A 22,833-nucleotide genomic window follows, 5' to 3' on the forward strand; every position below is an offset into this window, starting at 1 on the left:
GAGTGGCGCCTGTTTCTGGGGCGCAGCCGTTCCAACTTGTGGACTTGCAGTACATGTTCTCAGCCGTTTTCCAGCTGCCTTTCGCCATACATGCTTGCCAGTAGGGGCTGCTTACGTCAGATGCTTGCGCTTGGAATTCGCGGTTCATTGCGACCAAGAAGTCACGAGCTTGAGCTTCAGACATATCTAATTTTGAAGCCATTGATTTGATAGAAGATGTTTCAGGCAATTGATGTTTCATGATTGCTTGAATATCTGATTTGTTCAAACCGATTGTCGCAAAAGAGCTGACGCCATTTTTTTGAACGCCTTGGAAAGCGTCGTTTACTTTGTTAGCAGCATCAAGACTGATGTTGTACTTGAACGCGAAGTCAGCAACTTGTGAGTCCGCTTGAGTGTCTTCAACTTGAGCCGCAACCGGTGCCGCACCTGTTGTTGGTAAAGTTACATTAGCTTGTGCATCCCAGTGACGACCACGGTGATATGGAGGTGGACGGTGGTGATCATGATGATCAGGACCGCTGCCAAGACCGATACCTACGATAACGCCGATAGCTCCCGCTGCGACTTCTCCATCAGTGCAACCTGCGTTGAACATCATTGCTGTTGCTAGCATTCCCATAATTACAAGTTTCTTCATTGGTGGTTCCTTTCTTTGACGATGTCACAATGACTCCGCCGTTAGCCAAAGGCTGATAAAGCAACTTAAGTGCCAGAACAGAACGACACCAGTGAAAAGATCCTAATGAAATTAAATTGCGAATTTGAGTTGTGACTTGTCAGTTTTTTCTTCTGATTTATTTTGCGTACCTAACCTGACACCCAATCCCACAAGGCGAACGGGGACATTTCGACGCTGCCACGCTTTTTCAAGCAAGCGATGAAAATCTGCTTCAGAAGGAATGTCTTGGAAAACTTCTTCGTGCGTTGTTGATTTGAAATCGAAGAATTTTAATTTTACTACGATACCTTTAATACGATCTTGGTATTCACCTTTCACAAGACGATGATGAAAGTCTTCATACAGTGAAGGAATCTGTTTTTTGCAATCTTCAAGAGTTTGCAAATCTCTGTTGTAAGTTTCTTCAACAGTCAGAGATTTTCTTTCCCACTCGGTCACAACTTCACGCTCATCAATACCACGTGCGAAGTTGTAAAGTTCCTGCGCGCGAGAACCAAACCAACGATGCAACTCTTGAACAGAATATTTTTGAATATCAGCACATGTATGCAAACCGAGTTCGTGCATCTTTTGCGCCGTCACCTTGCCGACGCCGAAAATTTTTTCGACTTTCAAGTCTTTCACAAATTCTTCAATATCTTGAGGACGAACAACAAATTGTCCGTTTGGCTTTTTCCAATCGCTAGCAATCTTCGCCAAAAATTTATTCGGAGCCACACCGGCGGAAGCAGTCAGCTTTGTTTCGACATAGATCAAACGACGAATTTCTTGAGCAATCAAAGTGGCGCTGCCATTGAACTGCTTGCAATCAGTGACATCAAGATAAGCCTCATCCAATGACAACGGTTCAATCTTGTTTGTGAAGCGTTCAAGGATTTCACGAACCTTGCGGCTTTCCGCTTTATAGAGATCAAAATGTGGCGGAACTAAGATCAACTGTGGGCACAGACGCACAGCTTGGGAGGACGGCATCGCGGATCTCACACCGAACTTCCGCGCTTCATAGCTCGCCGTTGTGAGGACGCTGCGAGTATTCGGCGGACCACCCACGCCCAATGGCTTCCCCTTCAGTGAAGGGTTGTACTTCACCTCGACAGCGGCATAAAAACAGTCCATGTCGATATGGATGATCTTTCTCATTTACACATTATTTACACATTAAAATACAAGCGTCAATGGATTTTAAAAATGAAACTGCGACGGCTAGACCTTAAGCTTATCTCTTTGAAATTCGGGAATATTCTTAATACTGAAAGACACTGAAAGACTAGGTTGTTTCCATCTCTGCGGGTGGCTGCCCTTGCTCAGTGCGACCCTTTACTGGAACAAATTTTTCCGAAATCAATTTATAGGCGCGATCGGCAATCAAGCCACGATCATCTTCAGGTGTTGTATGGATCTGCTCTAGAAATTCGATCTCTGCATCTAAAGACTTCAGTGTCAGTGCTTTCCACAAAGAAGTCGCAAAAGAGATATCACCATACCAACACAAATGATCGCGATATTTCATTGTCCACTCTTCACCATTCACTTTGCGGAAGTTCACCACTGCCGGTTGAATCGGAACCCCTGCATGGGAAGCAGCCATCATCAACGTGCGTTTGAATGGCAGAACCTCCTCACCATTATGGGAAGTTGCTTCTGGGTAAAGCACAATGCGAAAGCCTTTTTGTAAAGCGTGGATCATGGACTTCATCTCTTCCAAGATTTTGGTGCGACTGCGACGCTCAACGTACATACAGCCTGCCATCTCGGTCAGAAGACCCAAGAACGGAGTTTCGCGCATCTCATTAGAAGTTATGAAAAGCATTGGGAAGATTGAGCACATCAAAAGAATATCGATGAAGCCCATGTGATTGCTAACTAGCAAAAACTTTTCGCCGTCTTTAGGCTTATTCACTACAGTCAAACGCATATTGAAAAGTTTCAGAATCACGCCACAAAAGAAGCTGGCATTTTTTGAAAAACGTGCGCGGCGTTTATCTTCATCACGAATGACAAGATGACAGCAGAACGACCACGTGAGGTACGTTCCGATCACTAAAACAAAATAAAACAGTCTTAGGACTCCGCGGAGTCCAGCTTGAATCTCTTCCACAGAGTTCTATTTAAATCTTCCCTGTGAAGAATGGTCAAGAAATCAATGCACTGGAACTCCTGATCCCAGGCTGGATCTCCACCAACGTAGGCCCCGATCTTTAGATAGGCGCGACACAATGCTGGGAGAAGGTTTTCCGCTTCCACTCTCTGAGTCTCCGTGAGAGGGCCGCGAAATTCGTCTCTAAATAAACCAAACATCGGCATCGTATAAGGCAACGTCGGACGAGTTTTGAAGCCGGGATTGATACGTCCTTCCTCTTCAAAATACTGAGTCAACAAAGCCGCATCGCGAGGATCGTCTGTTTTCACCGTCGCACACCCGAATAAGAATTTGGAATCTGAGGCCGCCATATAATCAGCGATACCTCTCCACAATAAGGAAATCACGACACCACGGCGAAAGTCTTTGTGGATGCAGGCCCGGCCCAACTCAAGCTTCACACCCGGTTGAGACAGAATGTGAGCCATCGAGAACTCTTTGGCAGAATAGAACTTATTTGTGAATTGAGAACAACGGACACGGTAAGTGCCAACGATTCTGTCCGAACGTTTTTCTTTGATGATCAAATGGTCGCAGTCAAAGTCAAACTCGTCGACATCAAAACCTCTAGAGGCTTTCTTGCCGATCATTTCTTTATGAAAAACTTCAAAGCGCAAAGCTAAGGCCTCTTTCAGTTCTTCCGTCGTAGTCACAGTTTTGATCAAGAAGGGCCCGACATCGGATTGAATTTCAATCTTCGGCTTGAACTTGTGGATCTTATTGGAGCGCAATTGATAGAACGAATGAATGTTCTGAGAAATTCTTTCGACCATAACACCCTCCTTGATGCATTCAGGTTAGCAAATGCACGCGTTCAGAATTGTCAGGAGTCGGTGAGGATATTGTCGGAAATTTTTTAAGGCAATGCCGGTGCCCGGACTTCGCAGAGATCTTTCCGCAAGGAAACAATGCATTCGCACTGCGAGCTTCGATAAATTAGATAATTAAGCTTGCAGCTTTGTTCAAACGATCAAACAAAGATTCCCAGCGCTCGCCCACTTGGTGAGGTTCACGATAAAAAATGATCGCGTCTTTGCCCTTTGCAGCCGTATCACGAAGGTGCCCATAGAACTGACGAGTCGCAAGCAGAGGATCTTTAGAAAGATGCAAGATCTCGGCAGAGTGAATTCCATGCTCGGGCTTGATGATCTTGATGCTTTCAATTTCATCAGGCAACTGTTCCATTTTCTCGTTCACTTCTTTCAAAATACTTTCAACAGAACGATTTGGTTCTGTGCAAACGACCAACGGAACCGGAGGCATATAGTGATGCTTCATATGTCCTGGCGATTCGCGTTTATCGATTTGCTCGATGAATTCGAATTCGAAACCTTTTTCTTGAAGAACTCTTTCGATGTCGGACTTTAAAACGTATCCGCGACGAAGAATTGACAAAACAACTTTATCCGGACGATGGCGAATGAACAAAACTGTAGATTCAATCCCGATCTGACAATCCCCGCCATCTAATACAAAGACATTTTCGTTTTTAAACTCAACGCGCACATGCCCCGCAGAGGTCGGCGAGGTTCTTCCAAACTTATTCGCACTTGGTGCTGCCAATGGAATCCCTACCTGTTGGATCAGCTCCAAAGCTAGGGGATGATTGGGCATGCGGATCCCCACAGATTCAAGGCCTGACGTGATCATCGCATTCACGGAAGGATCACGTGGCAAAATCATCGTCAGTGGACCCGGCCAAAAAACTTCAGCCAAAGCCTGAGAAGCAGGTCCCCAATATGCGGTCACATGTTTAGCCATTTCAATGGAGGAAACATGCACGATCAAAGGATCAAAAAACGGACGCTCTTTGACTTTAAAAATTTTTTCGATGGCAGAGGGGATATCGATACGAGCAGCCAAGCCATAAACGGTTTCAGTGGGAAGCCCAATGACTCCCCCTTCTTTCAGAATTTCTTCGGCTTTGGCCAGGCCTTCGTTTGGCGACATCATCGACAATCCTTTGATGTCCCCAAACTACCTTAGAATGGAAAACCCAGCAAGTATTTAGCGCTCCTCACGAAGAATACTCAGAGCACTTTCACGAACAATGTCGAGGCTCGCGAGGAAGCTAATCACCAAACTCAATAGAGTGATAATCACGACTGAGGTCAATGGTTGTACCAGTGAAAATTCAAAAGTTCCTTCGAATAAAAAGAGATTCAAAGCGTAACTAACGCCGATACTCAAGAGGGCCCCAAAGAAAGAACTGATAAACGCGAGGAAAGCGAACTCCGTCAGAATGAAGCTTGCAACTTCACCCCAGCTTGCTCCAAGAATTTTCAACATATTCAATTCCCAACGACGCAACTTAATTTGACTGCGCACGATTGAAAAAAGCACGATGTAGCCCGTGATCAAAGCTAGATAGGCCATTAATTCCAAGGACCAACTCATCTTCTCGGCGGTCTTTAAAATCTCATCCACTAAACGCACCACATCGATAACAGAAACGTTTGAGAAATTTTTCGCGACGACAGCTTGCAGCTCATTGCGCTTTTCTAAAGGCAAAGTTGGCACGGCCGCAATGAAAGTTTTCGGAGCATCATTCAAAACACCGTTTTGAACAAGAATGAAGAAGTTCGGCTGAAAGCTTGTCCACTTCACCTTACGGAAATTGGTGATCTGGCCTTCAACTTCAACACCCTGAACATCAAAGATCACAATATCACCCAAATGGAATCCCATTCGGTCAGCGAATTTTTCTTCCACAGAAAGTTCCGCGTATTTTTGTTTGTTGCCATCAAAGTTGCCGCTAAAAGGCTTTCCCTCAGTGATCTCCTCCGTGTTTGACAGCTCTTCACGATAGGAAAGATTCACGCCGCGGTTGCGGAAACGAGCATCACGCTCTTCTTCACGAGTTTTAAATCCCTGACCTTCGATCTTTCGTTCATAGTCTTGACCATTCACTTTGGTGATACGCGCACGAACCATGGGCGAAACAGCCAGCGTTTTAATTTTGTTTTCATCCAAAAGTTTTTTAATGCCCGCAATTTGATCGTCTTGAATATCAAACATGAACAGTGACGGAATTTTGCTTTTGGAATCTACTCGGAAATCAGCTTGCAAAGAATTTTTAAGCTGCGGAAGAATATTAATCAGCAGGGCTCCCATTCCCAGCGCCACAAAAACCGCAAGGCTAGCCGCAGCTCTGCGCGAGACGCTTAAGAAGCTGAAGCGCACAAACCACTTATGGAAATTGCGAAGCGTTCCTGCCCCACGCACAGTCATATAGCCAAGAAGAACCAAGAGCAAAACAACGATGGCCAAGATTCCCACAAACATGGAACCAATTTTCCATGAGTGCGCCTGAAAGACTGAAAGACCAAAGAACAAAATCACAGTGGGAATATAAGGCCAGTACCGACGACGCCATTCTCCCACAGAAAATTTTTCTTCGCTAAATAACTTCGCAGCTTTTAAGTCGAAAATTTTCACCAGAAATGGAAGACTGACAATGAAGCTTCCTAGGACCGCCATTAATAAACACAAACCCCAAGCCTCAAGCGTAATAGCAGGCTTTAAATCAAACGGAGTAAAACTTCCCAAAAGCTTTGTCAGCAACGGTAAAACAATTTCACTAAAGATTGCCGTCGGAATCGTCGCAAGCAACCCCAGCAAAGAGGCCTGAATGACATAAACACCTACCGCTTGCCCACTTTGCAATCCCAGGGTGCGCAAGATCGCAATTTCCTTCATGCGACTTGAAAGAAAAAGGCGATAAATATAAGCCGCACCCAGAGCCGACATAAATAAGGCCACCAGGGCTACTAATCCCAAATAATCCGAAAGATAACCGAGTTGGCGACCGGAATCCTCACCTGCCGTTTCCGGAGTATCGACCGAGATCTGCGGATCAGTGAGTTTGCGATAAAGATCATTCTTAAGCTGATCTTCTTTCACGCCACTTGGGAGTTTGAAAATATATGTCGCCGAATAAGTGCTGCCGAATTGAATCAATCCTGACTCTGGCAATAGAGCACGATTCACAAAGACCCTTGGCGCCATGGAGGCAGCCCGGAAAGTCTGTGTTTCATCCTTGTCTACAACATCTGAAATCTTTAGTCTCAGTTTGCCTATTTGAACTTCGTCGCCTTCCTTAAGACCCATTTGCGATTGCAGCTCTGGATAAATCCACGCATCGCGAGAACTCAAAATATCTTTGGGAGATCCGCTTTCGATTTTTCTGCCTGAATGTAATTGCAGATCTCCATAAAAGGGATAGGCCTCGTCGACAGCTTTGACCAAGACCAAGCGTGATCCTTTATTAGAACTCAGCATCGCAAAGAATTCGTAGATCTTTCCCTCGCGTGTTCCGACGGGTAACGTCTCGCGCATTGCCTTTTCTTCATCCACAGTTAATTCACGGCGCGAAGACACGGCAAGGTCTGCGGATAAGATAGACTTCGCGTTGCTTTTAATTTCATTTTCCAGGGCACTATTGAAAGCCTTTAACGAAACAAAGCCCGTTAAGCCCAGACTCAAATTAAAAATAAAGAAGATACCAAAGCGCCAACTGCGGATCAGTTCACGATAGGCCAGACGCAAAAGAATCATTGTTCCCTCAACTGGCCTTCTTCGAGACGAAGAGTGCGCTGACATTTCTGAGCTAAAGACTCACTGTGAGTCACAAGCACCGTTGTGATTTTGTGTTTTTTTACTATATCAAAAAAAACTTCCATGACCTTGTCGCCGGTATGAGTATCCAAATTTCCGCTAGGTTCATCGGCCAATAAAATCTTCGGCTTCACAACAAGGGCACGCGCAATCGCGACACGCTGACATTCACCGCCGCTTAACTGACTTGGGAAATGATCCAAACGATGCCCAAGACCTAATTCCTTGAGAGCCTCTCCCGCACGCTCTTTAGCATTTTCCATTTTTAAGATCTCTAACGCCAGCATCACATTTTCTAACGCAGTTAAGTGCGCAATCAAATGATACTGCTGGAATACGATAGAAATATTTTGAGCACGAAACAAAGTCAGTTGTTGTTCTGACATAGGAGTCAGGTTCACAGTATCCACCAAGATATCCCCAGCGTCCGCGCGCTCTAATCCCGCTAAGATCGACAACAGAGTTGATTTTCCGCTTCCCGATTGGCCGATAATAGAAACCACCTGACCTGGTTCAATTTGTACGTTCAATCCTTTTAAAACTTCGATTTCTGTTTCGCCTTGATGAAAGCTCTTGCGAACGTCTTTAAGCACGAGACTCATAGGGCACCTTTAAGAACTTTGAAAATATTGTCAGCGATAATCTTGTGGCCCTCTTCATTCGGATGAATACCATCGGCTTGATTGTATTTAGGATTGCCCCCAACGTTTTCAAGAAGGAAAGGAATGAAGACAAGCTTGTATTTTTTAGCGACGTCTTCATACATTTTTTTAAATTGAGTGGCGTACTCTTTCCCATAATTCGGTGGCATGTAAAGGCCCGCCAAAATCACGCGAACTTTTTGTGACTGTGCGTACTTCACAGCTTCATCAAGATTCTTTTTGCTTTCCTCAACTTTTAAACCGCGCAGACCATCGTTGGCCCCCAGGGCTAACAAGACAACATCGGGCTTCGATTTAAAAATCCATTTCATGCGTCCGATGGCGGAAGCCGTTGTTGAACCACTCACACTCGCATTCACAATAGACCATTCAGTCTTGCCAGCGTCGTGCAGTTTTTTTTCAACTAAAGCTGGATACGCTGCCTCTTTGGCGACGCCATAACCTTCCGAAAGTGAATCACCAAGAACGACTAATTTTTTTTGCGCGGCAAATGTTAAAGAAGAGAAGAATAGAAGAGTGAAAAATAAAAAAGGTCTCATAGGGTTACCATGAGACCTTTTTAAGTTGTTTAAGACAAGACGGTGTTCGTCAAAGACTTAGTAACGAGGACCGCGATTGCCGCCGCCATCACCGCGACCGCCACCGAAGCTGCGTCCGCCGCCATCACGGCTACCGCCGCCACGACCGCCACCGAAACCACCGCGACGAGGACCACCCTCGCGAGGAGCTTGAGGACGTGCCTCAGAAACGTTGATCGCGCGACCAGCCATCTCTGCGCCGTTTGCTTTTTCGATTGCTGCATCAGCAGCTGTATCGTCAGACATTTCAACGAAGCCGAAACCTTTTGAACGGCCTGTCTCTCTGTCCATGATAACTTTTGCTGAATCAACTGCACCGAATTGTGCAAAATGACTGTGAAGTGCCTCATCATCAACTGAATACGGCAAGTTGCCTACGTATAACTTTTTAGCCACAAAGACCTCCTATTGGTCTGTTAAACCCGAGGAAGCCTTCGAACAGTATAAAATCGAGAACACTCACACGGGACCTCAAAATACTAAACTAAGGCTAGCATAGCTTAAAAGGCGTGCAAGCCCAATTTTAAGATCTCATATTATTAAATTGTAAGGGAATTGCGAAGCTACCCGAACGTATTGTTCTGATGCATTCCTGAAGATCATCGATACTTTTTCCAGTCACTTTCACTTTGTCATCAGCGATTTGCGGTTGCACTTTTAACTTCGTATCTTTGATAGCCTGAATAATTTCCTTTGCTACTTCGCGGTCAATACCTTGCTGCAAAGTGACCTTCTGGCGGAGCATTTTGCCACCAGCTGGTTCCGCCTTTTCAAACTTAACCGCTTTAATATCAATCCCACGGCGGTGGAGCTTCGTTTGCAGAATGCTTCCCATCTGTTCGATTTTATAATCATCTTCAGCAAGCAAAGTGATTTCCTTTTTATCCCATTGAATCTCACAATGACTGCCCTTGAAATCATAACGCCCCTCAACCTCTTTGCGAGCCTGATTAATAGCATTATCAACTTCCTGCAAATTCAACTCAGAAACAATATCAAACGAAGGCATTCGAACTAACTCCAAAAAATTTTATTAGTTTAAACGAGAATTCAAAAACCCAAGACGGGAAAAAATGCGCAGCATTTTTTAAGTCGCCCAAAGAACCGGGAACCAAGGTTGGTCAAAACGGTTCGGATACAAGGCGGAGGGGCTTTCGCGAAACGCAGGCGTGGCAGCGCCACGTCGGAGAGAAGCGAAAGACCCGACAACGCAGCCCGAAGGGTCGAGGGCAAAGCCCTCGATAGCCGGGCCGTTTTCACCAACCGGCTTAGTGGTGGTGGCCGGCGTCGCCGTGTAGTCCATGAGGATGCCCATGTTGCATTTCCTCTTTAGTCGCTTCACGAATCAAAACCATCTCGATATCAAATTCCAAAGGCTGACCTGCCAAAGGATGATTTCCATCAAGAGTTACGTGAGTGTCAGTGATTTTGCTCACGCGAACGATGTGTGCACCACCGCTCAACTCAAGACGAAGATGTGCACCGATTTCAAGTTGTGGCAAGTGTGCCAGCTCTTCTTTTGGAACATCCATGAACATGTTCTCACGGGTTTCGCCGTAAGCATCTACGGCAGAAAGTTTCACAACTTTCTTGTCGCCTTCTTTCATGTCTTTAATTTGCTCTTCAAGCTTTGGAAGAATTTGTCCAGCGCCTTCAAGATATGGAAGTGGTTGGCCCTTTTCCGATGCATCCAAGATTTGACCATCCGGTCCTTTTAAAACGTAGTTAAATGCCAATACACGACTCATTTTGAGGCTCCTTTGTGAATGCCATTTGTATCCCATTCAACTAGACCTTTGGCAATATTATTGCCCTCTAAAATCGTATATTTAACACGTGGGGCTTGAAATCCAGAGCTGCCCTTAGATATAATTGAGTTTAGGAACGCACCAGAGGGGGGATTCATGCAGCACATGGCCTCAGTGAGGTCCTTGTTGCTCAACGCAAGTTACGAGCCCATGCGGATTGTAAGTTGGCAAAAGGCCTTGGTTTTGTGGTTTCAGGACAAAGTAGAGATTCTCGAATATCATTCCGCCTTCGCGCGGTCTGTTCATCTGAGATTTAAGCTTCCAAGCGTACTTCGGTTGAAAAATTATGTGCGGCCTCGATTGAATCATGCCGTGCGATTCTGCCGAGAAAATGTTTATATCCGCGATAATTACACCTGTCAGTACTGCGGCACAAAGTTTTCCGCCAAACAACTCACTCTTGATCACGTCGTTCCCGCCTCACAAAATGGTCCGAAAAATTGGACAAACGTTGTCTCTGCTTGCAGAGATTGCAATCAAAGAAAAGCAAATCGAACTCCACGCACAGCAAATATGCCTTTACTGAACGAGCCTCGTGCGCCATCGTGGTTACCAACACTCGAGCTTGAAATCAGCGAAGATCACGTTCCTCCTGACTGGGCTCCTTATCTAAGGCTTAAGGCAGGATGACACTTCAATACGATGTTAGATTGATCGCACCTCAACAGACTCTTCCTCTGCGAAAAAAAGTTTTGAAACCTTTTCTGTCAGAGGAAGAATGTGTGAACCCGGGCGACGATCTTGCGACGACTTACCACTTGGGACTCTTTCATTCGAATCAATTAGTCGCCATCTCCACTTACATTCTTGAATCTCATCCTGACTTCTCTGCGGGCTTTCCCTATCGTCTGCGTGGCATGGCCACCGACGAGACTTTCCGCGGGCAAGGCTTCGGACAAATTCTTGTTCGACATGGTGTTGAGTTTTTGAAAGAGAAACGCTGTGATCTTTTGTGGTTCAATGCTCGCATTAAAGCCTTTCCATTCTATGAACGATTGGGCTTTTACTACCATGGTCCACTCTTCGAGATGAAGGACATTGGTCCTCATAAAACCATGTACAAGGTGCTGGTTCCCAAGTAGCCTCTTGAGAGGAGGAATTGGTGAATACGGACATTCATAACCAACTCGTTTCTGCACTGACCACCATCATCAGCGAAACCAACGGAATTTCTTTAGCGGATACCGTGGATCTTTTGCTTTCTTCCGACTTGGATGAAACTCATCCAAACGCCCACAAGACTGTTGTTGAATTTCGTGATTTGCTCAATAGATTTCAAATCAATCAGGTCACGATTCAAGCTTTGCTAAAACATCCTGTTTCAGCGGCCTTATTCGAATTTTTCAAAAACTTTCCTTTGAAATATCATGAGGAGCACATTCACTTAACAGGTGCCATCTCTGCGGAATTCATCTATCCCCGCTTAAAAAAGCTTTTGGAAGGGTCAGATAAAAAAATCTATGAGGAGAAAATCGCCGAAGTCTATGGAGCTGAAGCTTTACCCATTCGCTCCGTAGCGGATGTGGATCGCTTAATTCGCCTTCAAGAAAATGAAGGCTTTTCGCGCTATCTAAAAATTCTGTATCTTCCAAAATTAATTTTTTTAAATCGTGAAGTTCATGCGGAAGCCGCTTTCCACATGGCGCAAGAACTTTGGGAAAAGTTCAATGTCGGATCTGTACGCTTAAAATTTTCTTTATCAAGATCCACTTCCAGCTCATCAGAACAAATTCCTGGCATTGACGATGTCACACCAGAAGACGTGGTGTTGGGTCTCTATGACGGATTTAAAAAATTCCAAGATCAACATCCCGATTTTAAATTTATTCTGTCACCGTCTTTCAGGAAAGAAGCCAATCACTTCGACGCTGAAAAATTTAAAACTCGCAAAGAACATTTCATGGAGCAAATCGATGAAATCGTCCACATGTTGGACAAATATCCATTCCTTATCCCTCACATGACTGATGTGGATACCGTGGGTGACGAGCGTGAGCTTTATCGCAAAGAGCATTTCAATGAAATGCAATCGGGTTTTAGGAAGCTACAATATCGCGGTTTTAAAATTCGCTCGCATCATGGGGAAACTTGGCACACCCTAAAAAAAGGAATTCAAGCTGTCGACAATGCCATGAACATTTGGCACATCGATACTCTCGAGCATGGAATCAGTTTGGGTATCAATCCGAACAAATATTTCCATCGCATCTATCAAGACATTACAAAATTGAATCACGCCGGCAAGGGCGTTGATGCAAAACATCCGTTGTATCGTGAATTGATTGAACTTGATTGGGGCAGTCACGAAGATGTTCTGCAAAAGCTTCTCAAAGGTGAACGCTTGACTGAAGCGGAAGACGTGCTTTTTGTAAAAGCAAAGTTCCACACCGCTCGTGAAGTTGAACATTATCAACATGATGTTTTAAATCGCATGATTCAAAAAGGCGTGACCCTTGTGTCTTTGCCTTCTTCAAATAATAAGCTTACCGGCAAATTTGAGGACTATAAAGATCATCCGTTTTCTTGGTGGGAAAAGAAGGGTGTGAATCTTGGCGTAGGTACAGACAATCACATCACCTTGAATACAAACTTCATTCAGGAAATGTTGATTTTGCTTTACACCGACGCTGTAAATCTTAAAATCACCAAGCTGCTCATGGTAACAACCGGAGAAACGCGACGTCCTTACATCAGTCACTTGTTGTGGACGATGAGAAAAAAATTGAGAAAGACCAGCTTGTAATGACAGAAAAGAAAAATCTACTCAAAGAGCTTCTCAGCAAGCAAATGCTGATTGTTTTCCTTCTTGGCTTCTCTAGCGGTTTGCCTTTGGCATTAACTGGTGGAACTTTGAAAACGTGGCTTTCTCGCGAGCATGTTGATATCAGCACCATTGGTTATTTTAGCTGGGTCGGCATCGCTTACTCTTTGAAATTCTTGTGGTCTCCGCTTTTGGATCGCTTTACTTTGTTCAAAGCAGGTCGCCGTCGCAGTTGGATGTTGACGATGCAACTGGCTTTGATCGGAAGCTTGCTTTACATGGGCACACTCAGCCCCACTTTAAATTTACCAATCATGGCAACAATGGCTGTATTGATAGCGTTTTTCAGTGCAACTCAAGATATCGCCATCGATGCTTACCGCCGCGAACTTTTATCGAATGAAGAATTAGGTCTTGGATCTTCTTTAAATATTTACGGCTATCGTATTGCCATGTTGATTGCTGGTGGTGCCGGTATTGGTTTAGTCGGTTCAAACTTCTGGCCAATCACTTGGGGCCAACTGTATTACTTGATGGCAGCCTGTATGAGTATTGGTTTGGTAACGACACTGCTTGCGCCAGAACCGACGTTAGATAGTCCTCCACCGAAGACGCTACTACAAGCGATCGTTGAGCCATTTGCCGAATTCATGAAACGTCCCGGTGCCTGGTATATTCTTGCTTTCGTGTTACTTTTCAAACTGGGCGATGCTTTAGCGATTTCACTGTTAAATCCATTCTATGTCGAAATCGGTTTTAGTAATGCCGATATCGGATTGATTGCGAAGACTTTCGGTTTGATTTCGTCACTTGTAGGTTTCTTCTTAGGTGGCGTTGTAATTTATTACTTGGGAATTTACCGTTCCCTATGGACATTTGGAATACTTCAGGCGGTGTCCACTGCTTCGTTTGCTGTGCTGACATACACGGGTGCTCAAATTATTCCATTCGCTTCAGTTGTGGTGTTTGAAGACATTAGCACGGGCATGGCTACATCAGCTTTCGTTGCATTCATGGGAGCTTTATCTAATAAGAAATATACGGCCACTCAATACGCCATTCTTTCTAGCATTGCGACTCTAGGAAGAACATTTTTCTCGGGCTTTACCGGAGACATGGTGAAACATCTTGGTTGGGCGAGCTTTTTTTACGTGTGTGCGTTGGTCGCTATTCCTGGATTACTTATGCTGATTGGAATGCGTAAATACCAAACGGATCAAATGCTAAAATCTTCTTAATTGTTTCAGTGTTTTGACACTGGATCTATCGACCCAAATATGTGCCCCCTAGAATCGAGACATGTATTTGGGAAACTTTTATTCTATTCTTCCTCCCTACTCTAGTACTCAAGAACAGTGCTTTCGTTGGTTATCGGAGGCACATCAAATTGCTGAAGAAGAGCAGCGCACGACTCAAGAGCAATTCATGAAACTGTTCCATCGTGTGGGTTGTTCAGAAGAACAAATCAATCGTCGTTATTTTTTTACTCCTGATCTTAGCGAAGGTGACTGGTCCCATAAAACTATTTACCCCATAGAAAAATCAGCTCGCGGCGCAACCATGCGTGAACGTCATGAGTTTTACCATAAAGCTGTTAAGAAAGTTTTTGATGACATTTACGGACAGCGCCCTTTCCCTGATGACATTATCCATGTCAGTTGTACAGGATATGTTTCACCCAGCGCTGCTCAAGTGACAGCTTTGAAAGCGAACAAGCCTGTGACAGTGACACATTCTTATCACATGGGATGCTACGGCGCCTTCCCTGCTTTGAGGATGGCATCGGGGTTTCTTTCAAATAGCGAAGTTCTTGGAAAAAAGCAGGGTGTGGATTTAGTGCACACCGAGCTTTGCTCGCTTCATTTAAATCCTCAAGATCACAGTCTCGAGCAATTGGTGATTCAATCTCTATTCGCGGATGGCTGTATTGCTTATTCAATGCTTCAGGAAAAGCCAGAGCGTGGTTTCAAAATGATCGCTCTTTACGAAGAACTTATTCCTGAAACAGCAGACGCCATGGAATGGATGGTCTCTGACTGGGGCATGAAAATGACTTTGTCGAAAGATGTTCCGCACATGGTCGGATCAAAAGTTTTGGAATTCGTTTCCAGATGGCTGGAAAAACGTGGAGTCGACCTGGAATATATTCGCAAGAATGCAGTCTTCGCCGTTCATCCTGGGGGACCGAAAATCATCGATGAGGTAAAGGAAAAACTAAATTTGCGTAATGAGCAAGTTCAAGCCAGCCGAGATCTGTTGCGCGATCGAGGAAACATGTCTTCAGCCACTCTGCCGCACTTATGGCAACGTCTTGCCGACGATGACAATATTCCTTCAGGCACACCGATTATCAGTCTTGCTTTTGGTCCCGGCCTTACGATTTGCGCAGGTTACATGGAGAAAATCTAATGACTGCATTTTTAGTGTTTTCAGCAATTCAGGGATTTTTTATTTTATTCGATGAATTCTTTTTTCACCGGAAACGTGGGCTGCCTCGCTGGGAACGCATTGGTCATCCAATTGATACTGCAACCGTGATCGCCTGTTTGCTATTTTTATATTTCACAGTGCCAACACCAACTACCACGGTCATCTATTATGTACTCGTGGTGATCTCTTCTTTGTGCGTGACCAAGGATGAATACGTTCACTGGAAATACTGTGGACCAGGCGAACTTTGGCTGCATTCGGTTTTATTTTTACTTCACCCCATCGTCTTATTTACAGCGATGTGGGACTGGCCAGCAGCCAAGGAAAATCTTTTGATGGTCGCGGGCTTTGTCGGAGCTTTTTTTGCCTATCAAGTGGTCTATTGGAATTTCGTTGAAGGCATCGTCCGCAAAACCAAGCAGGAAGCTCGTTATCGCCATATTTCCAAAGAGGATTTGTACGAATACTTCGGTGAATAGCTAATTTTCCTCTGATGGATCTTGCTTTGTCACCACGCACAATGCTATCTTGGCTTCTCTAATTTTGATAACAACCGATCAAAATCTTTCGAGTGGACAGATGGCCGAGTGGTTGAAGGCGCTCGCCTGGAACGCGAGTATACGTCAAAAGCGTATCAAGAGTTCGAATCTCTTTCTGTCCGCCATTTTCCATAGCTAACTATGCTAGCAATTCCAAACTAGAGACATTGAACGCCGGCCCCGATTCGAACGATAGAGTTCGTAAAAAGTCGCACGATGCGATCGCGCTTTAGCGCGACGGCGAAGCCGCTTTTTAGGTAGTTGGCCAAAGGCCAACTAGTCGCGCAGCGACCGAGGTCAGGATGACCGAAGCCAATCTCTTTCTGTCCGCCATTTCTCATAGCCAACTAAGCCAGCAATTCGCACTCTGCTTCTGATATCCACCATCTCCTTGATGATTGATCGTGTAATCGATGTAGCAATCATTTTGATTTCTGTACACACTGATCGGAGCTGAGTGACTGCAAGTATCTGTGCCGCAAAGAGTTTGTTGTTTGCAGTACGGATCTGAAGTCACTTCAATCTTAACAATATCAGCGCGACCGACAGTGGCTTGTTGTCCACGATCATAGATCGTCGTCCAGAAGCCGCGAGTTTTAGATGTGTTCGTCATGTTTACAGCGTGAGCTGCTGGTGCAACGATTCCCGTGAGTGCGATTGTTACAATAGCTTGCTTGAAGTTCACTTTCCGTCGGGATCCCAGAAAAAGCGCAGGATGCGAGGGTGTTTAAGCACCCTCTGCAAATTATTTTTCCTGAGCGGCCACTACGAAATAAGTAACAGGCTCTACCTTTTCGATAAGTGGCTCCGTCTGCTTTTGATATTTTTGAACTTCTGGATTTTTAAAAATGGCCATCAGGTGCTCCTTGCTTTGCCACTGGACATAATTAACGACCTTAGTTCCCTCTACCCCACGGTGAATACTAGCCGAGATAAAGCCGTCGATTTTCTTAAAAACCTCGTCTGTTGCTGATTTTAGTAAGTTAATCAGCGCCTCTTGATTTTCTGGCTTAACTGTAAACGTATTGATTAGTGTAAGATGGTTTTCTTGTGGATTGATTTTTACCATAGTGTTAGCCTTCCTTATTAAATTGTAAGGTTATAGTGCTTGTTAATATAAGCACACTTATAACTTATCAGTATGCTTATATCAAGTAAAGGATATTATGAAAGGTACTAATACTTTTGAGGGGGCAGGCTATCTTATCAGACGATTACAGCAGGAAATCCGTAATGATATGGATAAAACCTTGGGCCGCTATGACTTAACTCCGCCACAGTTTGCCACTCTTCTAACTTTAAAATTAAAAAGCGAGGCCTCTAATGCAGACCTGGCCCGCGCGAGCTTTGTAACCCCACAGACAATGGTGAGGATAATTGCGAACCTCGAAGCAGCGGAATTAATTAAGAAAAAAAATGATCCCGTTCACGGGCGAATTTTAAAGATTGAGCTCACAGAAAAAGGCGAAAAATTAATTACAAAGTGTCAGTCGTTAGTGGGTGAACATATTGAGGGAAAAATCTTAAAAGGATTCTCTAAAACCGAAGCCCAACAATTTAAGGATCTGCTGTCTAAAAGCCTTAAAAATTTTTAGACCTACATGGGTTATAGATACAGCGAACCCGATTTAAAAAGGAAAGGGCTTGAATAGTCTCAAGCCCTTTTTTTATATTAATGAGTTACGTCCCAAACGAACGTTTGCAGGAAGCTAATAAATAGAAGCGGATGCTCCCACTGAATCGCATGACCCGAGTTCGGGAAGGTAAAAATCTTATGCTTATACAAATGTGGGATGCTTGGTGCTAAATCCGCAAGGAACTCCGGATTCACGAAAGCGTCCTTCGATCCGATCGCGATCGCTATAGGTGTCGTCATCGAGCGAACCACCGCAATCTCATCTACGAAAGTTGGATCTCCACCGGTCGCTGCAACGTAAACTGCCGCACGAGTGGCGGGATCAGTTCTTTGCCCGTCAGTGTAAAATGCATTCGGAATAGAGTTATAGTGCGGTCTGAAAAACGCTGTGACGTAGTCGTTCACTTGTTGAGTCGTCAAATTTGGAATGAAACCATAATTAACGGCATTACCTGCATAGCTTTCCGTCGGGCTTAAGAACGCCGGCGGTAAAGTTGTATCAGCGCCCACCGGTGCCGTTCCAAAAATAAAAAAACCTTTGACGTCAGGTAAAGACGCTGCGGCTTGAAGGACGAAATCGCCTCCTAAGCTCCAGCCGACTACAACGCCATGATCTGCTCCGGAAATCTGTGCGGCTTTAGCGATAGCACCGACCATCAACGCCACATTGTATGTTGGAGCATTTTCAGAGCGCCCATATCCCGGCATATCGATCGCTACGATTTTTTGATACAAAGCCCAGGGTGAGTCGATAATCTTCTCAAACGACCGCGCTGAAGACGTATTACCATGAATCAGTAAGATTGCGGGCCCATGTTTACCTGCACTCTCATACATAGCGAGCTTAATGCCATTATAATTTATGTAGCGAGGTGCATTCATAGCGAAAGCTGAGCTCCACTGGAACGACAACACGAACAGAATGAGCGAGAGCATTTTCATCGTAAACTCCTTTGCCGTCAAACGGCCGGATGTTTATCGGAGTAAACAGAAAATGACTTAACTGCTTATTTTTGAGATGGCAGAGTTATATTTCGTAACCAAAACGAAGTGCCAGCCCGTCTACTTTTTGAATCAGTGCGAGCACCCGTGCGTGCATCGATATAAGTCACTTCGAACATTTGTTGTTCTTGCACAACAAATTATTTTGACGAGACTCAATCCATTCTACTCCATGCTTTTATGAGCAACTTTGTCAGGGTGGCATATTCAGAGGGCTCTAGCCCCCTCAGAAAGCTTCGCATAGATTTTTCGATATCACTTCCAATATCTTTGAGATCTCTTTTTCCTTTAGCAGTTAGAGCCACACAATGACGTCGCTTATCGATCTTGTCTTCCTCACGCGCGACAAGACCTTCACTTTCTAAGGCATTGATAATTTTTGTAACATCACTTTTATCAAAGCCCATGCGCTCACCGATAGCACGCTGATCACTGGGACCAAACTCTTCTAAGATAGCTAGCACGGTGTATTCGGGCATCCGAAACTTTAAATCACTGCGTACGGCGTGACGGTAACCCTCACGGGTTAAAGTCAGCATCAAATACATGGGAAGACGCAGGATTCGAGACGGAAGCCTTGGGTTCTCAATTTTGGAAGGTGTCTTTTGTGTCATAATTAGACCTTATCATAAATATAGTAGATTTTAACCTACTATATTAGTAGGATTATACCTACTAATGCCGCGAGGATGCTATGAACGAAAATCAAACGATCTGTAAAGTAGATAAATTTATTGTTCCCCACGAAGCCAAAGAAGAATTTTTGGCAAAAGTAAAAGAAACCCATCAAATGCTGCGCCAGCAACCGGGGTTTATAAAAGACTATGTGCTAGAAAAGTTCGCTGGCCCCGGAGAATTCAATGTCGTCACTTTGGTAGAATGGGAAAATCAGAATGCCATCGATCAGGCGAAAGCAGTGATTCGTGAGGATCAGGCAAAAAAGGGATTTAATCCGCCAGATTTATTAAAAAAACTGGGAATTAAAGCCGATCTGTCTGATTACAAGCACATTGAATTTTAAACACGTCTCGATCACTAAACTGAAGCTGCGCTCAAGACTTTCTTGATGTTACCTAATGGAGCGCATGAATCTCGCGAATTTACGTTCAAGCTCTTTTGAAACCGCTCCCTTTTTCCCAACAAGATAAACTCTGGTGGGCTTCGTCTTTCTATATCCAGTGGGACAAGGGAGTTCTTCTAACTGCAACGATGTTTTGACTCTTGAATTATGGAGTCGCACTATAAAATCAGGACAGTGAAGAACTGAAAGACCTAAAGATGAAGTTTGAAGTGCTGTCTCTAAAAGTTCGAAGCGATGTTTAACAAGCCTTCGCGGAGCATCTTTGGGCCATAGATCCATTGAATCAATCTCTGATGAATGAATTTTTAGCTCGGTTGTTGGAATCGCGAAAGGCCAATCGGAAAAGGGCTTATTCAACCAGTCTTTTCCTCCAAAGATTCGCATTTCAAAAGAACCTACTTCAACATAATCAAGCGCTGGATCGGGAGAAGGAACATATGTAAGTCCGTAGTCGACTGATCCTGTCAAAATAGCCTCTTCAATTTTTCCTGGAGTCATTTCCAACAGAAGAAATTCATATTGCTTCTCTGCCGCAATAAAAGATGAAACAAAATAAGAGCTAAAAACTTCAAAAGTCGCCATGCGTATTTGATTTGATACATCGACTGACTCTTTCAACGATTGATAGAACCTTCGGTGCTCTTCTAAGAGAGAAGTCGAATTTCGATAGACCTGAAGTCCCTTAGGCGTAATACCGATTCCCCGTCCTTCCGGGTGAATCAATTTAAAGCCCAACTCGTCCTCAAGAACTGAGATGGCTTTTGACATGGAGGGCGGCGAAATCCCAACGAGCTCGGCGGCTTTGCGCAAGTTCTTTGTTTCGACGACGGCTGCGAAGTATCTCAATCGATCAATGCTCATTAGCTATCATATAGTGCATAAAAGTAGCTTTTGTATATCTAAATTTAAAGTTAGCTTTATTTCAAGAAAGATCAATTGGTCTTCTACAAAACAAGAACTGCTAAAGAAAGGATTCGACTATGAAAGAAAAACTTATCCGCTCTATCGTTGCAAAGAAATTGAATTCCAACTGCCAGAAGGTCTGCCACGGCGGTCGCTTCGGAAATTAATTCGTTTCCTTGGGCCGTCCCTCAGGGATGGCCCAACGCCATCGGAGTTTTTATGCACCACCTGCCAAATCTAAATGAGCTACTTCAGTACCGTAATTCCAAGGTCATTAATAAGTTTAAACGCGATTTTCCAGCTCTGGCAGATCAGGCCGAACCTCTGTTCACCGAACTGATGAAATATCTCTGGCTCGCCCAAAAGCACGCAAATGATCAACTACTCCATCCTGTTGATAATGATCTGCGCTTCTTGTTCGCTATTTATGACGACATGGTCAACGTCGATCACATGTGGCATTGTTTCATTCTTTCGACTCATGAGTACGACTCTTTCTGTCAGACTTATTTTGGTCGATTTCTTCATCATATACCGGATGCCCTTGATGAGCTCCCTCCAACAAAAGAAGATCTTGCCGAAGACATGGGTAAATTTGCTTCCTACGTTTTTGATAATCTAGGCGAAGCCACCGTACGTAATTGGTTTGGAATGCAAGCGTCAGAGTGATTTGCCGCTTTCGAAAAACTGTATTAGTGGAATTTCTGCCCCTTACTGAGCATTTCAATAATCGTGACTATTCTTCGCTCTCGAGTTTCCGATTTTTTGGCGGTATGAAGTCGCCAGAAAATCGAATAAAGATTGGTTTTATTCAGTGTAATAAAAAAAGCATAAGCTTTTTTATTCTTCTTCAGCCTTACTAAAAAATCCTCTGGAATTTGCGCATTCTTCTGAGATTCGTATGCCCTGTCCCATCTGCCATCCGCTTTAGCCTTGGCAACCTGTTCTAATCCAAAGCTATGCATCCTTTTCTGCTCTGTAAGGTCTTGAATTATTTTGATGTTTCTCTTGGACCAAACACTTCTCGAGGATCTGGGACTAAATTTTTGAAGCCAGGAATTTTCGTCATACCTAACCTTCTGACCATCAATCCACCCAAAACATAAAGCCTCTTCCAAAGCTTCTTGGTAAGAGATTGATTTCTCGTCAGAGTTTTTTTTGAAAATTCTTAACCAAAAACCACTGTGAGTCGCATGATTTTTAACGAGCCACTTTCTGAATAAAGAAGGTGATTTGAAAGAGATTATTTGTCTGGAGGCTTCTTTAATCGTCATTTTAGTGGGCTCCTGATAATATAAAATGCTATCCAAATGATGGCCGAATGGAAAATTTAATTCTGACTTCGGCTCAATTTTACCGAAATAGCATATTTTTGGGAGCAGAAGGCAGCATTTAGATCACTGATTTTCCTATAAGTTTTTCCTTAAACTGAATCCTGACAAAGCATCTTGAAACTTAAATGTTATAAGAAGGTCCGAACTCAACAATAGAATTCGGGAGCTATAAGATGAAGTTATTTGCCGGTGTTATATTAATGTTTACGGTCACTCGTGCTTTTGCCGCTGGTGCCGAGTCTTACAAAACAATCGAAAATTTAAAAGCTCAAGACTTCTATCGAATTACATGTTCAGATTCTTCAGAGTCGACGCAGGTGCATATCTATGCGCAGGTGAACAAAGGTCAAGTTGAAGATCTTAAGATTGTTTTCTTGAAACCAGCCCAATCTTTAAATGTCCTTCAGTTTTCAAAATCTGATCTCGCAAAAATTTCAATTAAGCAGAATGAGTCCGGTTTGGAAATCTCTGGCAGTCGCCCAGGTTCTTACTATGACGAAACTCTTTCTTTGACGGTCAAAGATGGAAAAGACGATCTCGTTGGTACATTGTCTTACGACGATGATGACGGTGTGAGCGTGCAGCGTAAAGTAAAGTGCGGAGCTGTTAATTATCTTCTGTTTCCTAATAAGTAAGCCAAATCTGGTCTCTTGCCAGAGC

The 22,833-nt window shown here is 44.1% G+C and carries 27 protein-coding genes and 1 tRNA gene; 11 read left to right on the top strand and 17 right to left on the bottom strand.

Annotated elements, in window-relative coordinates:
- The 11 genes from VF412_RS17865 to VF412_RS17915 all read right to left on the bottom strand — a co-directional run.
- Positions 1–640: hypothetical protein (locus VF412_RS17865; RefSeq protein ID WP_331340630.1), on the bottom strand; the 640-nt coding region annotated here is incomplete at its 3' end.
- Between the two features lie 111 nt (positions 641–751).
- Positions 752–1,822, bottom strand: a complete 1,071-nt coding sequence (dinB, locus tag VF412_RS17870) for a DNA polymerase IV (protein ID WP_331340631.1) — start codon at positions 1,820–1,822, stop codon at positions 752–754.
- Positions 1,823–1,949: 127 nt separating this feature from the next.
- Positions 1,950–2,780 (bottom strand): lysophospholipid acyltransferase family protein, encoded by an 831-nt coding sequence (locus VF412_RS17875; protein WP_331340632.1) that lies wholly within the window; start codon positions 2,778–2,780, stop codon positions 1,950–1,952.
- Positions 2,744–3,595, bottom strand: coding sequence for a GNAT family N-acetyltransferase (locus VF412_RS17880; protein WP_331340633.1), 852 nt, complete (start codon positions 3,593–3,595; stop codon positions 2,744–2,746). The genes VF412_RS17875 and VF412_RS17880 overlap by 37 nt, the downstream gene beginning before the upstream one ends.
- 163 nt (positions 3,596–3,758) lie before the next feature.
- Positions 3,759–4,775, bottom strand: a complete 1,017-nt coding sequence (locus VF412_RS17885; protein WP_331340634.1) for an L-threonylcarbamoyladenylate synthase — start codon at positions 4,773–4,775, stop codon at positions 3,759–3,761.
- A 54-nt stretch (positions 4,776–4,829) separates the two neighbouring features.
- Complete coding sequence (locus VF412_RS17890) at positions 4,830–7,379, bottom strand: ABC transporter permease (RefSeq protein WP_331340635.1); 2,550 nt, start codon at positions 7,377–7,379, stop codon at positions 4,830–4,832.
- Positions 7,376–8,041 carry an ABC transporter ATP-binding protein gene (locus VF412_RS17895; protein WP_331340636.1) on the bottom strand — a complete coding sequence of 222 codons (666 nt, stop codon included), beginning with the start codon at positions 8,039–8,041 and terminating at the stop codon, positions 7,376–7,378. The genes VF412_RS17890 and VF412_RS17895 overlap by 4 nt, the downstream gene beginning before the upstream one ends.
- Positions 8,038–8,640 (bottom strand): arylesterase, encoded by a 603-nt coding sequence (locus VF412_RS17900; RefSeq protein ID WP_331340637.1) that lies wholly within the window; start codon positions 8,638–8,640, stop codon positions 8,038–8,040. The genes VF412_RS17895 and VF412_RS17900 overlap by 4 nt, the downstream gene beginning before the upstream one ends.
- A 57-nt stretch (positions 8,641–8,697) precedes the next feature.
- The gene (locus tag VF412_RS17905) at positions 8,698–9,075 is read right to left on the bottom strand and encodes an RNA-binding protein (protein ID WP_331340638.1); all 378 of its coding nucleotides are present in this window, start codon (positions 9,073–9,075) and stop codon (positions 8,698–8,700) included.
- Between the two features lie 127 nt (positions 9,076–9,202).
- Positions 9,203–9,688 (bottom strand): YajQ family cyclic di-GMP-binding protein, encoded by a 486-nt coding sequence (locus VF412_RS17910; RefSeq protein ID WP_331340639.1) that lies wholly within the window; start codon positions 9,686–9,688, stop codon positions 9,203–9,205.
- A gap of 259 nt (positions 9,689–9,947) precedes the next feature.
- A complete protein-coding gene (locus VF412_RS17915; protein ID WP_331340640.1) occupies positions 9,948–10,427 on the bottom strand; it encodes a peptidylprolyl isomerase in 480 nt (159 codons plus the stop codon).
- Positions 10,428–10,583: 156 nt separating this feature from the next.
- On the opposite strand from VF412_RS17915, the gene VF412_RS17920 reads away from it, so the two are divergent.
- The 7 genes from VF412_RS17920 (at position 10,584) to VF412_RS17950 (ending at position 16,342) form a co-directional block, all read left to right on the top strand.
- The gene (locus VF412_RS17920) at positions 10,584–11,117 is read left to right on the top strand and encodes an HNH endonuclease (protein WP_331340641.1); all 534 of its coding nucleotides are present in this window, start codon (positions 10,584–10,586) and stop codon (positions 11,115–11,117) included.
- Entirely contained in the window at positions 11,114–11,569 is a 456-nt protein-coding gene (locus VF412_RS17925) for a GNAT family N-acetyltransferase (RefSeq protein ID WP_331340642.1), read from the top strand. Before VF412_RS17920 ends, VF412_RS17925 begins: the two co-directional genes overlap by 4 nt.
- A gap of 20 nt (positions 11,570–11,589) precedes the next feature.
- Entirely contained in the window at positions 11,590–13,230 is a 1,641-nt protein-coding gene (locus tag VF412_RS17930; protein ID WP_331340643.1) for a hypothetical protein, read from the top strand.
- Positions 13,230–14,486, top strand: coding sequence for an AmpG family muropeptide MFS transporter (locus VF412_RS17935; protein ID WP_331340644.1), 1,257 nt, complete (start codon positions 13,230–13,232; stop codon positions 14,484–14,486). Before VF412_RS17930 ends, VF412_RS17935 begins: the two co-directional genes overlap by 1 nt.
- A gap of 61 nt (positions 14,487–14,547) precedes the next feature.
- Positions 14,548–15,657, top strand: a complete 1,110-nt coding sequence (locus VF412_RS17940) for a 3-oxoacyl-[acyl-carrier-protein] synthase III C-terminal domain-containing protein (protein ID WP_331340645.1) — start codon at positions 14,548–14,550, stop codon at positions 15,655–15,657.
- A complete protein-coding gene (locus VF412_RS17945) occupies positions 15,657–16,157 on the top strand; it encodes a hypothetical protein (RefSeq protein ID WP_331340646.1) in 501 nt (166 codons plus the stop codon). The genes VF412_RS17940 and VF412_RS17945 overlap by 1 nt, the downstream gene beginning before the upstream one ends.
- A 94-nt stretch (positions 16,158–16,251) precedes the next feature.
- Positions 16,252–16,342: transfer RNA gene (locus VF412_RS17950), tRNA-Ser, on the top strand.
- A gap of 212 nt (positions 16,343–16,554) precedes the next feature.
- Here the strand turns inward: VF412_RS17950 and VF412_RS17955 are convergent.
- Together VF412_RS17955 and VF412_RS17960 are read right to left on the bottom strand one after the other, a co-directional pair.
- Positions 16,555–16,902, bottom strand: coding sequence for a hypothetical protein (locus tag VF412_RS17955; RefSeq protein ID WP_331340647.1), 348 nt, complete (start codon positions 16,900–16,902; stop codon positions 16,555–16,557).
- A gap of 60 nt (positions 16,903–16,962) precedes the next feature.
- Entirely contained in the window at positions 16,963–17,286 is a 324-nt protein-coding gene (locus VF412_RS17960) for an antibiotic biosynthesis monooxygenase family protein (RefSeq protein WP_331340648.1), read from the bottom strand.
- A 97-nt stretch (positions 17,287–17,383) separates the two neighbouring features.
- Between VF412_RS17960 and VF412_RS17965 the strand changes: the two genes are divergently transcribed.
- A complete protein-coding gene (locus VF412_RS17965) occupies positions 17,384–17,812 on the top strand; it encodes a MarR family winged helix-turn-helix transcriptional regulator (RefSeq protein WP_331340649.1) in 429 nt (142 codons plus the stop codon).
- Positions 17,813–17,889: 77 nt separating this feature from the next.
- Here the strand turns inward: VF412_RS17965 and VF412_RS17970 are convergent, their stop codons facing one another.
- On the bottom strand, positions 17,890–18,795 hold the full coding sequence (locus VF412_RS17970) for an alpha/beta hydrolase (RefSeq protein ID WP_331340650.1): 906 nt from the start codon (positions 18,793–18,795) through the stop codon (positions 17,890–17,892).
- 215 nt (positions 18,796–19,010) lie between these two features.
- Positions 19,011–19,469, bottom strand: coding sequence for a MarR family winged helix-turn-helix transcriptional regulator (locus tag VF412_RS17975; RefSeq protein WP_331340651.1), 459 nt, complete (start codon positions 19,467–19,469; stop codon positions 19,011–19,013).
- A gap of 80 nt (positions 19,470–19,549) precedes the next feature.
- On the opposite strand from VF412_RS17975, the gene VF412_RS17980 reads away from it, so the two are divergent.
- On the top strand, positions 19,550–19,876 hold the full coding sequence (locus tag VF412_RS17980; protein ID WP_331340652.1) for an antibiotic biosynthesis monooxygenase family protein: 327 nt from the start codon (positions 19,550–19,552) through the stop codon (positions 19,874–19,876).
- A 48-nt stretch (positions 19,877–19,924) separates the two neighbouring features.
- On the opposite strand, the gene VF412_RS17985 is transcribed toward VF412_RS17980, so the two are convergent.
- Positions 19,925–20,797, bottom strand: coding sequence for a LysR family transcriptional regulator (locus VF412_RS17985; protein WP_331340653.1), 873 nt, complete (start codon positions 20,795–20,797; stop codon positions 19,925–19,927).
- A gap of 261 nt (positions 20,798–21,058) precedes the next feature.
- Here VF412_RS17985 and VF412_RS17990 point away from each other — a divergent pair, with 261 nt between their 5' ends.
- Positions 21,059–21,508 (top strand): hypothetical protein, encoded by a 450-nt coding sequence (locus tag VF412_RS17990; RefSeq protein ID WP_331340654.1) that lies wholly within the window; start codon positions 21,059–21,061, stop codon positions 21,506–21,508.
- Positions 21,509–21,531: 23 nt separating this feature from the next.
- On the opposite strand, the gene VF412_RS17995 is transcribed toward VF412_RS17990, so the two are convergent.
- The gene (locus VF412_RS17995) at positions 21,532–22,113 is read right to left on the bottom strand and encodes a YdeI/OmpD-associated family protein (RefSeq protein ID WP_331340655.1); all 582 of its coding nucleotides are present in this window, start codon (positions 22,111–22,113) and stop codon (positions 21,532–21,534) included.
- A 233-nt stretch (positions 22,114–22,346) separates the two neighbouring features.
- On the opposite strand from VF412_RS17995, the gene VF412_RS18000 reads away from it, so the two are divergent.
- The gene (locus tag VF412_RS18000) at positions 22,347–22,808 is read left to right on the top strand and encodes a hypothetical protein (protein WP_331340656.1); all 462 of its coding nucleotides are present in this window, start codon (positions 22,347–22,349) and stop codon (positions 22,806–22,808) included.
- Positions 22,809–22,833 lie beyond the last annotated feature (25 nt).

Origin of the sequence: Bdellovibrio sp., assembly GCF_036384735.1 — a bacterium.
Lineage (GTDB): Bacteria > Bdellovibrionota > Bdellovibrionia > Bdellovibrionales > Bdellovibrionaceae > Bdellovibrio.